The sequence below is a fragment of the Sphingomonas benefaciens genome, from assembly GCF_052907485.1.
In genome coordinates this window covers 149,580-163,110 of the sequence record NZ_JBREIC010000003.1, presented here as the reverse complement: position 1 = coordinate 163,110, position 13,531 = coordinate 149,580, and the positions used below count along the sequence as shown (strand labels likewise).

Genomic DNA, 13,531 nt, shown 5'->3' with positions numbered 1-13,531 from the left:
CAGCGATGTGCGCCTTACGCGCCCTCGGGCGCGCGGCCCCCTGCCACTTAGCCCCCGAAGCCGGTCGGCGCCGGCGAGACCGTCATCACCTGACCGTCGCGGATCTCCTCCACCTCGAGCGCGCGCTCGGCGACCCCGTCCCGGCCGAAGCGGAACGCGCCGTCGATGCCGGCAAAGCCGTCACCGTCGCGCAAGCGGGATTCGGGGAAGGCGCGGCCGACCGGCCAATCGCGCGCGATCCGGACCGTCAGCAGCACCGCATCATAGCCCAGGCTCGACAGACGATAGGGCGCGGCGCCGTAGCGGGCGCGGTATTTGGTGGCATATTGCCGGTAGAGGCCGTTGCCGACGCTAGCGAACCAGGCACCCGACAGGCCGGGCCGTGCGGCGATGCCGCTTTCCGAATTCCACAACTCGGTACCGAGCACGCGCGTGCCCGCGCCGCTGCCGCGCTTGACCAGCGGTGCCGCGGCGGCGGCGGTCGCGCCGCCGTCGGCGATCAGCACCGCGCCATAGGGCGCCTTCGCCGCCAGCCTGGTCACCGCCGCCTGCACGCCGCCGTTGGTGCGGCCGTAGGTCTGCAGCGACACGACCTGGCCGCCCGCGCCCTCGACGCTGCGCAGGAAGGCGGTCGACGCCCGTTCGCCATACAGGCCGTTGGGCACCAGCCCGGCAAAACTGGTCACGCCACGGCTGCGCGCATACGCGACGACCCGCGCAATCGATTGGGCCGGCACATATCCCATCAGATAGACGCCGTTGCCGCCGACGCTGGCGTCGTTGGAGAAACTGAGCACCGGCACGTTCGCCGCCTTGGCCACCGGCGCAACCGCGCGCACGTCGTCGGCGAGCAACGGGCCGAGGATCAGCTGCGCCCCGTCGGCAATCGCACGGCTCGCCGCCGCCGCCGCGCCGGTCGCGGTGTCGTAATTGGTGATCCGCACCTTGTCGGTTCCGGTGTCGAGCACCGCCAGCATCGTCGCATTGGCGATTGATCGCCCGACGCCCGCGTTGCTGCCGGTCAGCGGCACCAGCAGCGCGACGCGATTGCGCTGCGTGTCGCGAGGCAGGCCCTGATCGACCGGCTCCGGCCGGCTTGTCTGCGGCCGGGTCGGCTGGCGCTCCGGCGCCTCGATCGGCGCGCGCGGCACTACCGTTGAACAGGCACCCAGCGCCGTTGCCGCTATCAGGGCGAAGCCGCGCCGCCACGCCTGCGCAGGCTGTCCAATCGTTCCCGCCTCTGCCATGACCGTCCCCGTGAATGTTCTCGAACCCGGCCTGTACATCGTCGCGACCCCGATCGGCAATCTCGCTGACCTATCCCCCCGCGCCGCCGACATTCTGGCGCGCGCCGACGTCATCGCCGTCGAGGACAGCCGCGTCACCGCCGGGCTGCTCCGCCATATCGGCGTCAAGCGGCCGATGGTCCCCTATCACGACCATAATGCCGAAGGCGTGCGTCCCGGCCTGATCGCGCGCATGGCCGGCGAGGCGGTTGCGCTCGTCTCCGATGCGGGAACCCCGCTGATCTCCGACCCCGGCTACAAGCTGGTGCGCGACGCACGCGCCGCCGGCCACACGGTCGTCACCATTCCCGGCCCCTGCGCCGCCGTCGCCGCGCTCACCCTCGCCGGCCTGCCGACCGATCGCTTCCTGTTCCTCGGCTTCCTGCCCGCCAAGGCCAAGGCACGTGCTGATGCCATTGCGGAGATCGCCGCCGTCCGTGCCACCCTGGTGATCTACGAATCGGGGCCGCGCCTGTCCGCCTGCCTCGCCGCATTGGCCGAGGGGCTGGGTGATCGCGAGGCGGCGGTCACGCGCGAGATCACCAAGCGGTTCGAGGAAGCAGTCACCGGCACGTTGACCAGCCTCGCCGCGCGCTATGCCGAGGCGCCGCCCAAGGGCGAGATCGCGATCGTCGTCGCGCCGCCGGGCGAAGCCGCGCCACCGCCGATCGAGGATGCCGACGCCGCCCTTGCCGAGGCCCTCACCCGCCTGCCCGCCGCCAAGGCCGCCGGCGAGGTGGCGAAGCGTTTCGGCGTCGATCGCAAGGCGCTGTATGCGCGGGCGCTGGCGCTGAAGGACAACTGACCCGCCTGCGAGCGGGAGGGGCGCCGGTCCCGCACCTCCCGCTCCGGTCGTCAGAACTGGATTGTCGTGCCGATCGCGATCTGGCGGCCCAGCGAGTCGTACCGCTGCGGGATCGTGTTGTTGCGCGCCAGCGAGATGTTGTACGAATTCGGCAGGATCGGCGGGTTCTTGTCGAGCAGGTTGTTCGCGATCACACGGAAGGCGAAGCGCCGGGCGATGTTGAAGGTCAGCGCGAGGTCGAAGTAATTGACCGGCGCGATCCGGTAGAAGGTCGTCTGCGCGGGGTTCGGATTGGCCGACGACGCGCCGTTGATCGCCGGGTCGGACGCGTTGTTGGCATTGGTCAGCGAGCCGACGTAGCGCCAGTTGAACGACGCGTTGAAGACATTGTCGCGCGTCGAATAGGTCGACCGCAGACCGTGCGCCCATTTCGGGATCAGCTGGCCACAGCCGTTGCCGAAATAACCGGTGCAGTTGCGCTTCGGCTGGACCGGCGAATCCTGGCCTCCGGCGAAGGTCGTGATCGAGCCGTTGAAGTCGAAGTCCAGCCGCCCGGCCCCGCCGAGGCTGAGGGCATAGCTGCCCTGGAAATCCCAGCCGCGCGCGATCGAATAGTAGTAATTGGTCGTGCCGGCACGGATGAAGCCGCTGGTCGGGTTGTTCGCCGCCGCCGCGTAGAGCGTGCCGTTGGCAGCACGGACGATGCCCGAACAGAAGAAGGGGTCGCCGTTCGAACGCAGACAGCCGTCCGTATAATAGCTGTCGTCGTTGTAGCCGAGCGAGTTGTTGATCTTGATGCGGTAGCGATCGACCGAAAAGACCAGCCCCTTCACGAAGCGCGGCTTCACCACCAGCCCGTAGGTCTGGGTATAGGCGGTTTCGGGATCGGCGGTGAAGCCGCCCGAGCGCACGGTGCACTGGTTGTTCGGGCACAGCAGGGTTGGGCTGCCGTACAGCGCCGACGACAGGCCGGTCGCCGCGCACACCGCCTGCGAGGCGAGCGGTGCGGTGGTGGTGATCGTCTTGCCCGGGTTGTTCGGATCCTGGATCTGGCGCGGCACCGGCGCGCAGAAATCGTTCTGCGACCCGCCCTGCTTCGAGAAGCTGATGTTCGACGCCTGGAACGCCTCGACCACCGTCGGCGCCCGCTGCGCCTTGTTGAACGAGGCGCGGAAGGTCAGATCGCTGACCGGCGCATACAGGCCCTCCAGCTTCCAGGTCGAAAACGTATCGGGATTGCTGCTGTACTTGGAGACGCGATAGCCGCCGTTGGCCTGCACCAGATGCGCGAACGGACGCTCCTGCACCAGCGGCGCCTGCACCTCGATGTTCGACTCCCAGACATCCTGGCTGCGGTCGACCGGGCTGCCGCCGTAATCGTCGATGAAGCCCTGCGTCAGGCTCGTGAGCAAGCGGTCCTTGCGATATTCGGTACCCAGCGCGAAGGCGAGGCCATCCTTGGCGAACGGCGAGGTGATGCCATATTTGCCGAGGTCGCCGGTCATGTTGGCCTGCACGTCGTACAGGATGTTGACCGTCTTCTGGATGGCGGGATCCTGGCCACCGTAGATGTAGCTGATCAGCGCCTGATTGCCGTTGCCGGCGGAGAAGGCGTCGAACGGGACGCAGGCGCCGCCCGACACGCAGGTCGGCGTGCCGTTCACGGTGACGACGTTCAGCGCATTGTTGATGCGCGTGAAATCGGGCAGCCGCGACGAATTCCAGATCTGCTGGTTGCGCGCGTAGACGCCGCCGATGTCATAGCTCCAGGCGTCGCCGACCTTGCCGCGCAGCCCGCCCGTCGTGCGGATGCCGCTGTTGGTATAGACGTCGTCCAGATAGGGGGCAGTGAAGCGGTAGCGGACGTCGACCGGGACCAGCGTGCCGGTTCCGGCTGCCGCGCCGCACAGGATGCCCGCCTGCTGGCTGGACAGGAACGGGTTGTTGCAGTTCACCTGGAAGGGGTCGGAGCCGTAATTGGCGGCGGCGAAGACGCGCGTCGGCACGCGGTTGATCGACCGGTCGCGGAACCACAGCGCCGATCCGTACACCTCATATTCCGGCGCCAGCTTCAGCGTCACGAAGCCGCCGGCGTTCACGCGATTGTCCTGTCGCTGGTAGGAATAGCCGTCGTACGGGTTGGCGGCATTGCCCGCGCCGATGCCGTAGGGGACGAAGGCGCGCGTGCCATTGGGGTTGTTGACATAGGCGGTGCCGGCATTGGCTCCGGCCAGCGGGGTCACGTAACCGCTCGTCGAATAGGTCGACAGCGAACAGCTGAGCGGCCCGTCCTTGCCGGTCTGCAACAGCTGGCATGCCGAGGTCGAACGGGCGTCATAGGGCACCAGATCGGCATGCCGGTAGTTGAGGAAGCCCTCGACGTTGAACTTGCCGTCGAACAGCGATGTCCCGGCGGTCAGCGCCACGTCGGCCCGGCCGCCGTCGTTGACATGGCCGAGCAGCGGCGAAAAGCCTGTCGCCTGCGCGGTCGAGGAGACGATGTTCGACTGATTGACGTGATTGTAGAAATTGTAGTTCGCGTCGATCCGCACGCCGGTGAAATTCTGCTTCATGATGAAGTTGACGACCCCCGCCACCGCATCGGAGCCGTAGACGGACGAGGCGCCTCCGGTAAGGACGTCGACGCGCTCGAGCAGCGTCACCGGAATCATGTTGGTGTCTTCGCCGTTCTGCGTACCGAGGCGCTTGCCGTCGACCAGCACCAGCGTGCGCTCGAAGCCCAGGCTGCGCAGCTTGATCCGCTGGCGACCGTCCGAATCCTGGTAATTCTGCTGGCTGTCGGGCGCGACCTGCGGCAACCGGTTGAGCACTTCCTCGACGTTGAGCGGCGCCTGCGCGCGAATATCCGCCGAGGTAACCGAGGTGATCGGCGCCGCCGCCGTCAGATTGGGGCGGACGATGCGCGTGCCGGTGACGACGATCTCGCCGCCGTCGTCCCGCGTGCCGCGGCTCGGCGCGCCGTCGATGGCCGCCGCGCGGTCGGCTGACGACTGCTGGACCGAGTCGGCGGGCAGGCCCGCTGCCGGGGCATTGGTATCGTCCTGGACGGTACCGGTAATCTGCTGCTGCGCGAAGGCTGGCGCGGCGATCGTCATCGCGGCCGCGAGGGCCAAGGTGGAGGTAGTGGTCAAACGAAGCATAATCTACCCCTTTGATCGCACCGCCGGATTGTCGAAGGTCAGCGAGACAGAACCTCATCATATTGGTTACATCGGTCAATGCCTCTGCAATACCATTGCAAGCAATGGCGTGGATTTGGCCATATCCGTGTCACAAACGCCACGCCTGCCGACGGCCGGCTTGATCCCGACGTCGCGCTTCGCCACGCTGCGGCATGCCTTCGCGCCGCCTTACCCCACAGGCTCGCCGCGCCGCGGAAGCCGCCGGCCGGCGCGGCGAGCGGTTGGCAGCATGGTGGCTGCGGCTGAAGGGCTGGCGCATCCTCGACCGGCGCGTCCGGACGCCCGCCGGCGAGGTGGACCTGATCGTTCGTCGCGGCGCACTGATCGCCTTCGTCGAGGTGAAAATGCGCCGCACCCCGACGGAACTGGATATGGCAATCGACGAACGGCGGCTTGCCCGTGTTGCCGCGGCGGCGGAGCTGCTGATACCGCGCTACGCCACGGCGGGTGAGGACATTCGCATCGACGTCATCCTGCTCGCCCCCGGCGCACGACCGCGACATATCGAGAATGCCTGGATCGGCTATTGACCGCATAGGGCGCGATTGGCCGGGCGGGATCTTGAGGCTGCGCGCCAAGCCGTGCCGTCGGGAAGATGAAACGCCAGCCGGATCAAGATCTTGTCAATATTCGCGCCGCTAATTTGCAGATCATGCGAACGGGTAGGACCGGCGCCGCAACGGCGCTTTTGATGGCACTCGCCGGATGCGGCGGCAGCGGCAGCAGCGGCGACAGCAGCGCCACCGGTGCAGGCAGCGCGGTGCCGATCGTCACCACGCCGACCCCAAGCCCGACGCCTGCGCCCACCGCGTCGCCGACGCCATCCCCCACCCCCGCCCCGACACCGACACCTACGCCAACCGCGACGCCGACGACCTGGGCGGCGGCGGCCGCCGCGCTCTATGACGTGCAGCCCGATGCCGCGACTTGCCGCGCCGGTACGCTCAAGGCCACGGTCAAGGCCGACTTCCTTGCCCGGCTCAACGCGATCCGCGCGCTGCATCAACTGCCCGCGGTGAGCTATTCCGAGGCCGAGGATGCAGCGGAAGCCGACTCCTCGCTGATGATGGCGGTCAACAAACAGCTCAGCCACACCCCGCCGACCAGCTGGACCTGCTATTCGGCAAGCGGCGCCACCGCGGCGGGGTCGAGCAATCTGATCGGCGGCTGGGGCACCGGCCTCGCCTTCGACAGCGAGGACAGCTATCTCGGCCTATGGCTTACCGAGGGCGGCAGCGCGTCGATCGGCCACCGCCGCTGGATCCTCGACCCGTTCCTGGGCAAGACCTCCTACGGCCGCGTGGCTTTGGTCCTACCCGATGGCAGCCGGGCAAGCGCGGCGTCGATGCGCGTCTTCAACTTCACCACTGGCGTCGCCGTGCCGACCGGCTTGCCCGCCTATGTCGCTTACCCGTCGGGTGACTATCCGGCACGCTATTTCAGCCTGTCGAGCTATCTGTCGTTCAGCGTCGTCGCCGGTACGTCGAGCGCGTTCGGCGCCAACGCCAACGTCCACTTCACCAATGCGACGATCACCGTCACCGGCCCGTCTGGCGCGCTGCCGGTCACCGACGTGACCAGCGACAATGACGGCTATGGCGTCGCCAACAACGTCCAATGGCGGGTCACCGGTTTGCAGACCGGCGTCAGCTATACCGTGCGGATCACCGGCGTCACCGGCGCGCCGCAGAGTGAATACAGCTATTCCTTCCGCGTCGTAAGTTGATCGGCGCGACGCGGCGGCGGCGAAGTCCCATCGCCTGCTGACAAGCGGCGGCCGCGCCCCTACCTGACGGGTCGCGCAGCCACCGGAGGAACCATGCCGCTTTCCGTCGCCGTCCAGATGGACCCGCTCGAGACGATCAACGTCGCGGGGGATTCGACCTTCGCGCTGATGCTGTCCGCCCAGGCGCGCGGCCACCGGTTGTTCCATTACACCGCCGATGCGTTGAACTATCGCGACGGCCGCGTCTGGGCGAAAGCGCATCCGGTCACCGTGCAGCGGCCAGAGGCCGGTCGCGCCGGCGACCACTTCCGCTTCGACGCGCCGGTCAGCCTCGATCTGGGCGATCAGGCGGACGTGGTGCTGATGCGGCAGGATCCGCCCTTCGATCTCGGCTATATCACCGCGACGCATCTGCTCGAGCGGATCGCCGACCGCACCCTCGTCGTCAACGATCCGGCCAGCGTCCGCAACGCGCCGGAAAAGGTGTTCGTGCTCGACTATGCGCGCTTCATGCCGCCGACTTTGGTCACCCGCAGCCTGGAGGAGGCGCGTGCCTTTCTCGCGGAACATGGCGAGATCGTCGTCAAGCCGCTGCACGGCAACGGCGGCAAGGCGATATTCCGTGTCGGATCGGATGGCGCCAACCTGTCCGCGCTGATCGAGGTCTTCAACCAGACCTGGCGCGAGCCACATATGATCCAGGCCTTTCTGCCGGCGGTGGCGAAGGGCGACAAGCGCATCGTCCTGGTCGATGGCGAGGTGGTCGGCGCAATCAACCGCCTGCCCGGCGAGGGCGAGATCCGCTCCAATCTGGCGGTCGGCGGTTCGGCGGAGAAGACCGAACTGACCGCGCGCGAGCGGGAGATCTGCGCGGCGCTGGCGCCGGAGCTGAAGCGGCGCGGACTGCTGTTCGTCGGCATCGACGTGATCGGCGGCGAATGGCTGACCGAGATCAACGTCACCTCGCCGACCGGGATCGTCGCGATCGAGCGGTTCGACGGCACCGACGTCGCCGGCCTGATCTGGGACGCGATCGAGCGACAGGTCGCGGAGCGCGGCTGACCGGCCGGCGGCAGGATTTCCGCGGATGACCGCCTTGATCCTCGATGCCATCGCCTGGGGCGGCTACCTCGGCATCTTCCTGCTGATGGCGCTGGAGAACATCGTGCCGCCGATCCCGTCGGAGGTGATCATGGGCCTCGGCGGCATGGCGGCGGCACGCGGCGACATGGCGTTGGTGCCGCTGATTGCCTGGGGCACGGCGGGCACGACAGCAGGCAATTATTTTTGGTATTTCGTCGGCCGCCACATCGGCTACCGGCGCTTCCGCCCGATGGTCGACCGCCACGGTCGCTGGCTGACGATGGAATGGGAGGATGTCGAGCGGCTGCACCGCTTCTTCCTCCATCACGGCGGCTGGGTGGTATTCGTGTTCCGCTTCATGCCGACCTTCCGCACGCTCGTCTCGCTGCCCGCGGGGATGACGGGCATGCCGCTGTGGCGGTTCCTGCTGGGGACCTTCGCCGGCAGCGCGATCTGGAACACGATCCTCGCCGCCGCCGGCTATTATCTCGGCAGCAACTATGCCGCGCTGGACCGCTATGTCGGCCCAGCCGCGATCGTGCTGACGGTGGTGATCGTCCTCGGCTATCTATGGCGGGTCATGACCTGGAAGCCGCGCGCCGGGCGCGACTGAGTCTCACCCGCCCGTCACGCCCGCGGATGGGCGTGGCGGTAGACGTCGAGCAGATGGGCCGCATCGACCGCGGTATAGACCTGGGTCGAGCTCAGGCTGGCATGGCCGAGCAATTCCTGCAGCTGGCGCAGGTCCGCGCCCCGGCCCAGCAGATGCGTCGCGAAACTGTGGCGCAGCGCGTGCGGCGTCGTTCGCTCCGACAGGCCGAGCCGGCCACGCGCGCCCTGCACCGCCCGCCGCACGACGCCGGGCGCCAGCGGCCCACCCTTGGCGCCGCGGAACAGTGGCGCGGTGCGCTCCAGTTCATAGGGGACGGCCGCGACATAGGCTTCGATCGCCGCGCGGACCTGCGGCAGCAGCGGCACGATCCGCGTCTTGGCACGCTTGCCGGTGACCACCAGAGTCTCGCCCAACGGCAGCGCCGCGCCGGTCAGCGCCATCGCCTCCCCGATGCGCAGCCCGGCGCCGTAGAGCAGCAGCAGCACCGCCCAGTCGCGCCGCCCGATCCAGTCCTCGCGGGCATCGTCCGCCACCTCGCCGGCGAGTGCCAGCACCTCGTGCGGCGCGACCGGCCGCGGCACGCCCTTCTTGACGCGCGGTCCCGTCAGCTTCGGCATCGTGCCCCCGACGAAGGTCAGGAAGCCGCGCACGGCCGACAGTTCGCACGCCGCCGACGCCTGCCCCAGCCCCTCGCCGCGCCGATGCGCCAGAAAGGCTCGCAACTCGGCGGCCTCGACGCGCAGCAGCGCCGCGTCGTCGACCCGTTCGCCGCGATGCGTCTGAAGGAAGGCGACCAGCCGCTCGGCCGTGGCCTGATAGGCACGGACGGTATGCGCCGAGCGGCGGCGACCATGGGCCAGATGCTCGGCCCAGCGCATGGAGGCGGGGCGATCGTCGTTCATTCCGTCGCATCTTGGGCGGCGCGACTGCTATCGCAAAGACTTTTTAAACCACTTTTCCCTCAAAGCTGATGGGTGACCGAACAGCCGCTCATCGACCGCCCGTTCGACGAAAACGCGCGTCTCGCCGCCCTTCATGACCTGGCGCTGATCGACAGCGCGCCGATGCGTGAATTCGACGCCCTGGTGGCGCTGGCCGCCGAGATGCTGGGCTGTCCGACCGCACTGCTCAACCTGGTCGACCGCGATCAGGTCTGGATCAAGGCATCCAACGCTCCTGCCCCGCGCCAGGTCGATCGCGATGTCGCCTTCTGCGACCATACGATCCGCTATGACGTGCCATTGGTCGTGCCCGATCTCGCCGCCGATGCGCGCTTTGCCCACTTCCCGCTCGTTACCGATGCGGGCAGCCGCTTCTATGCCGGCACCGCCATCCACACGATCGACGGCAAGGGTGCCTGCCTGCCGATCGGCACGCTCTGCGTCATCGATTCGCATCCGCGCTCGCTGAACAGCGCCGGCTATGCCGCGCTGCGCCACCTTGCGACGCTGGCCGAGGCGCTGATCGCCGCCCGCCGCACCGCGCTGGAGGCGATCCGCATCGCCACGGTCGGTGAGGAACTGGTCGCGCAGCTCGCCGCCAAGGATCGCATCTTCCGCCAGGCGGAACGGATCGCCGCGATCGGATCGTGGCGGCTGTCGCTGGCGGACCAGGCGCTGGAATGGTCCGACAACGTCTATCGCATCCACGGCCTGCCGTTCGAAACCAAGCCCGATCTGGACAGCGCGCTGGCCTTCTATCCGCCGCATGCCCGCGGCGGTGTCGCCGAGACGGTCCAGAACACCATTTCCACCGGACAACCCTTCGACATCGAAACCGATCTCGTCACCGCCGACGGTCGCGCGATCCGGGTCCGTGCGATGGGCGAGCCCGAACAGGTCGACGGCACCGTCACCGCCATCGTCGGTGTCTTCCAGGACATCACCGCCCGACATCGGCTCGAGGTGCAGCTCCGCCGTTCGGCCGATACCGACGCGCTGACCGGCATCGCCAACCGCGCCGCCTTCGATCGCGAGCTGGAGGCGGCGATGGCGCGGGCCCGCCGCGACGGAACACCGCTGCTGCTCGCGCTCATCGACCTCGATGGGTTCAAGGCAATCAACGATTCGCTCGGCCACCAGGCGGGCGACGACGTTCTGCGCCTGACCGGCCAAGCCCTGTCGCAGCCGTGGCTGCGCGGCTGCAAGGCGGCGCGGATCGGCGGCGACGAGTTCGCCTTGATCGTCGAGGACCTCCGTTTCGTCGCCGAGCCCGACGAATTGCGGCTGCGGATCGAGGCCGCATTGCGTATCCCGGTCGAGGCGAACGGCGTCACGATGACCAGCGCCGGATCGGTCGGCATCGCCACCTTCGACGATCAATGCCACTCGCTGCGCGATTTCGCGCGGCGCGCCGACATCGTACTGTACGCCGCCAAGCGCGCGCGCGTCGGCCAACGGCGGCTCGCGGCGGTCCATCGCGCGGCCTGAGGTCCGCCACCCGACCGGGCTGAGCCCGAGCCCGGCGGCGCCGGTCCCGCGCCGGACGGCATTGCGCCTGTCATTGGCTGCTTCCCCCCGAGTCGCCGGCGCCCCATATGGGGCACAGCCATGTCGACCCGTGCCCGCGTCCTCGTTCTCAACTCCGCCCTCGGTCCGCTCGACTATCGCGTGCCGGCCGGCATGCATGTCGAGCCCGGCTCGATCGTCGTCGCGCCGCTCGGCCCCCGCCAGCTGATCGGCGTCGTCTGGGAACCGGAGCGGCTGCCGTCAGAGGCAGAAGTCGGCGATAACCGCCTGCGCAACCTGCTTGCCGTCGCCGACGCGCCGCCGCTCGGGGCGCCGCTGCGCCGGCTGGTCGAATGGACCGCGGACTATTATCTCGCCCCGCCCGCCGCGGTGGTGCGCATGGCCCTGTCGTCGACCTCGGCGCTGGAGGGCGCGCGCACCGCGACCGAATATCGCGCCACCGGCACTGTCCCGCCGCGCCTGACGCCGCAGCGTGAACAGGCGCTGGAGCGGATCGCCGATCGCCAGGGCCTGATCCGCGAACTCGCCGCCATCGCCGACGTCTCCGACGCGGTGGTCCGCGGCCTGGTCAAGGCGGGAGCGATCGAGGCGGTCGAGGTCGACATCGACAGCCCCTATCCCCTGCCCGACCCGGCGTACGGGGCCCCGATCCTGTCGGACGATCAGCGTGCCGCCGCCGACACGCTGAGCGGCGCGGTCGACGCGCACGACTTCCGCCCGATCCTGCTCGACGGTGTCACCGGTTCGGGCAAGACCGAGGTCTATTTCGAGGCGGTGGCAGAGGCGATCCGCCAGGGCCGCCAGACCCTCGTGCTGCTGCCCGAGATCGCGCTCACCGAACCCTTCCTCAAGCGCTTCCACGACCGCTTCGGCTGCGAGCCCGTCGCCTGGCATTCGGGCCTACGCTCGACCCAGCGCCGTCGTGCCTGGCGCGCGATCGCCAGCGGCCAGGCGCTGGTCACCGTCGGCGCGCGCTCCGCGCTGTTCCTGCCCTATCGCAACCTCGGCTTGATCGTCGTCGACGAGGCGCACGAAACCAGCTTCAAGCAGGAAGAGGGCGTCCATTATCACGCCCGCGACGTTGCGGTGATGCGCGGTAAGTTCGAAGGCTGCCCGGTGATCCTCGCCAGCGCGACGCCGGCGATCGAGACGCGCCAGCAGGTGACGCTCGGCCGCTATGAGGAGCTGAAGCTGCCCGGCCGCTATGGCCCGGCCGAAATGCCGAGCATCGAGGCGATCGACCTGATCGCCGAGCCGCCGGAGCGCGGTCGCTGGCTGGCGCCGCGCCTCGTCAAGGCGATGGGCGAGACGCTGGCCAAGGGCGAACAGTCGCTGCTCTTCCTCAACCGCCGCGGCTATGCCCCGCTGACCCTGTGCCGCAATTGCGGCCACCGCTTCCAATGCCCCAATTGCACCGCCTGGATGGTCGAGCACCGCCTGACCCGCCGCCTCGCCTGCCACCATTGCGGCCACGTCATGCCGACACCACGCGCCTGCCCTGAATGCAGTGCGGAAGACAGCCTCGTCGCCTGCGGCCCCGGCGTCGAACGCATCGCCGACGAGGTCGCCGCGCTGTTCCCGGAAGCGAAGGTCGCCGTCGTCACCTCGGACACAATCTGGTCCCCGGCCAAGGCGGCGGAGTTCGTCGGCCGGATGGAAGCCGGCGACATCGACATCGTCGTCGGCACGCAATTGGTGACCAAGGGCTATCACTTCCCCAATCTGACGCTGGTCGGCGTCGTCGATGCCGATCTCGGCCTGGAGGGCGGCGACCTGCGCGCCGCGGAGCGCACCTTCCAGCAAATCCGCCAAGTGTCGGGGCGCGCCGGGCGCGGCGAGAAGCCGGGCCATGTCTTCATCCAGACGCACAGTCCCTCGGCACAGGTGATGCAGGCGCTGGTCACCGGCGATTCCGAGGCCTTCTACGCCGCGGAGACGGAGGCACGCGCCGACGCCGGTGCGCCGCCGTTCGGCCGCTACGCCGCGATCATCGTCAGTTCCGAGGATCAGGGCTGCGCGCACGACATCGCGCGCACCGTTGCCGCCGCCGCCCCCCGCGTCGACGGCATGGCGGTCTATGGCCCCGCCCCGGCGCCCTTGGCGATGCTGCGCGGCCGTCACCGCTACCGCCTGCTCATCCACGCCCGCCGCGCCCTCGATGTGCAGGACGTCATCCGCGGCTGGCTCGGCGCGCTCGACTGGCCGGCGAAGGTGCGCGTGACGGTCGACGTCGATCCGTATAATTTTTTGTGAGCCACTGGCCAAGATCAACCGAATCGTCACCCCGGACTTGTTCCGGGGTCCACCGTGCCGCAACATCGACGCCAGTGACGCTTGCGGCACGGTG

At 68.7% G+C, this 13,531-nt stretch carries 10 protein-coding genes; 7 read left to right on the top strand and 3 right to left on the bottom strand.

Annotated elements, in window-relative coordinates; all coding sequences use genetic code 11:
- Positions 1-47: 47 nt before the first annotated feature.
- The gene (locus ACU5AX_RS11880; protein WP_446691088.1) at positions 48-1,247 is read right to left on the bottom strand and encodes a penicillin-binding protein activator; all 1,200 of its coding nucleotides are present in this window, start codon (positions 1,245-1,247) and stop codon (positions 48-50) included.
- Between ACU5AX_RS11880 and rsmI the strand changes: the two genes are divergently transcribed.
- Positions 1,246-2,091: a 16S rRNA (cytidine(1402)-2'-O)-methyltransferase gene (gene rsmI / locus ACU5AX_RS11875; RefSeq protein WP_446691087.1), complete on the top strand. Its 846-nt coding sequence runs from the start codon at positions 1,246-1,248 to the stop codon at positions 2,089-2,091. The two genes, ACU5AX_RS11880 and rsmI, sit on opposite strands and share 2 nt — an antisense overlap.
- A gap of 50 nt (positions 2,092-2,141) precedes the next feature.
- Here rsmI and ACU5AX_RS11870 read toward each other — a convergent pair whose 3' ends face one another.
- A complete protein-coding gene (locus tag ACU5AX_RS11870) occupies positions 2,142-5,252 on the bottom strand; it encodes a TonB-dependent receptor domain-containing protein (protein WP_446691086.1) in 3,111 nt (1,036 codons plus the stop codon).
- 194 nt (positions 5,253-5,446) lie between these two features.
- Between ACU5AX_RS11870 and ACU5AX_RS11865 the strand changes: the two genes are divergently transcribed.
- The 4 genes from ACU5AX_RS11865 to ACU5AX_RS11850 all read left to right on the top strand — a co-directional run bounded on the left by ACU5AX_RS11865 (position 5,447) and on the right by ACU5AX_RS11850 (position 8,716).
- Entirely contained in the window at positions 5,447-5,824 is a 378-nt protein-coding gene (locus ACU5AX_RS11865; protein WP_446691085.1) for a YraN family protein, read from the top strand.
- A gap of 161 nt (positions 5,825-5,985) precedes the next feature.
- Positions 5,986-7,020 carry a CAP domain-containing protein gene (locus ACU5AX_RS11860; protein WP_446691084.1) on the top strand — a complete coding sequence of 345 codons (1,035 nt, stop codon included), beginning with the start codon at positions 5,986-5,988 and terminating at the stop codon, positions 7,018-7,020.
- 93 nt (positions 7,021-7,113) lie between these two features.
- Positions 7,114-8,082 (top strand): glutathione synthase, encoded by a 969-nt coding sequence (gshB, locus tag ACU5AX_RS11855; RefSeq protein WP_446691083.1) that lies wholly within the window; start codon positions 7,114-7,116, stop codon positions 8,080-8,082.
- Between the two features lie 25 nt (positions 8,083-8,107).
- Complete coding sequence (locus tag ACU5AX_RS11850) at positions 8,108-8,716, top strand: DedA family protein (RefSeq protein ID WP_446691082.1); 609 nt, start codon at positions 8,108-8,110, stop codon at positions 8,714-8,716.
- 14 nt (positions 8,717-8,730) lie between these two features.
- On the opposite strand, the gene ACU5AX_RS11845 is transcribed toward ACU5AX_RS11850, so the two are convergent.
- Entirely contained in the window at positions 8,731-9,618 is an 888-nt protein-coding gene (locus ACU5AX_RS11845; RefSeq protein ID WP_446691081.1) for a tyrosine recombinase XerC, read from the bottom strand.
- Positions 9,619-9,690: 72 nt separating this feature from the next.
- On the opposite strand from ACU5AX_RS11845, the gene ACU5AX_RS11840 reads away from it, so the two are divergent.
- Both ACU5AX_RS11840 and ACU5AX_RS11835 read left to right on the top strand, forming a co-directional pair.
- Positions 9,691-11,145, top strand: a complete 1,455-nt coding sequence (locus ACU5AX_RS11840; RefSeq protein WP_446691080.1) for a diguanylate cyclase domain-containing protein — start codon at positions 9,691-9,693, stop codon at positions 11,143-11,145.
- Between the two features lie 120 nt (positions 11,146-11,265).
- The gene (locus ACU5AX_RS11835) at positions 11,266-13,437 is read left to right on the top strand and encodes a primosomal protein N' (protein ID WP_446691079.1); all 2,172 of its coding nucleotides are present in this window, start codon (positions 11,266-11,268) and stop codon (positions 13,435-13,437) included.
- Positions 13,438-13,531: the final 94 nt, after the last annotated feature.